The following is a 1,007-nucleotide window of genomic DNA, read 5'->3' as shown; positions in this document are numbered from 1 at the left end:
TCGGTAGCCAGATAGTTTTGCTCTCCCGGCCGGGCTCCCTGGCTGGCCGGGTTCAGCCCGCACATCGCAAGGTGTGCGGGCTTTTTCATTGTTACGTCCGCCAAGCTTCAAAGAGCAGGTCGACGAGGCGATTTAACAATTGTCTGTTTATAAGTGTTTGATTCTACTCAGCAATAGCTCTGAGCATTTAATTACTGCGAGAAATTTTTTTTTCAAAAAGATTGAACTTAGGAAGTTTCTTTGCGTCAAAGGGTTATCTTCACTTTTTGCTGCAAGGACTTTTCCAGATGAAAAAACTCGCTACCTTTGCCTCGGACTTCCGACTCAACGCTCTGCTATGCTGCAGCGCCGCCGTTCTCCTGACCGCCTGCGGCGGCGGCATGACCGACAGCGCCCAGCAATCGCAAACCGCTGCCAGCGTCACCAGCAGCGCCGACCAGTCCGCTGCAAATGTTGCCGCCACGACGCCGAATGCTGCCGACGCCGCCAGCGCCCAAGCGGGCGAAGCTGCTGCTGCCAACTTCGAGATGAGTGGTTACGACAGCACCCCGGCATCGACCGGTGCGACCGAGGCGCAAGCCCCGGCAGACGGCGCACCGCGCCTGCTGGCATCGATCTCGGCATCGGCCCCGACCGTGAGCGCCGTCACCACGACCCCGGCCACCACCTATAACTACTATGTCTCGCCGACCGGTTCGGACACCGCCGCCGGCACCAAGGCAGCACCGTTCAAGACCCTGGCCCGCGCAGCGAAAGCCGCCACCAAGCCCAGCACCACCGTCTGGGTGGCACCGGGCACCTACGCCGGCGGCATCAAGACCACCGCCAACGGCACCGCCAGCGGCCGCATCTACTGGGTCTCGACCACCAAGTGGGGCGCCAAGATCGTGCCGCCGTCGAGCTCTTCGAACAACAACGCCTGGGACAACCGCGGCAACTACGTCAGCATCATCGGCTTCGACGTCGACGGTACCAACTCGGGTTCGGGCACCAAGTGGACCCACGGC

At 61.0% G+C, this 1,007-nt stretch carries 1 protein-coding gene; it reads left to right on the top strand.

Annotated elements, in window-relative coordinates; all coding sequences use genetic code 11:
• Positions 1-287 precede the first annotated feature (287 nt).
• Positions 288-1,007 (top strand): DUF1565 domain-containing protein (locus NX782_RS26245; RefSeq protein ID WP_258848445.1); only part of this gene is annotated, 720 nt, incomplete at its 3' end.

The sequence above is a fragment of the Massilia norwichensis genome (assembly GCF_024753245.1).
Lineage (GTDB): Bacteria > Pseudomonadota > Gammaproteobacteria > Burkholderiales > Burkholderiaceae_D > Telluria > Telluria norwichensis.
This window is presented reverse-complemented; position numbering and strand designations above follow the sequence as displayed.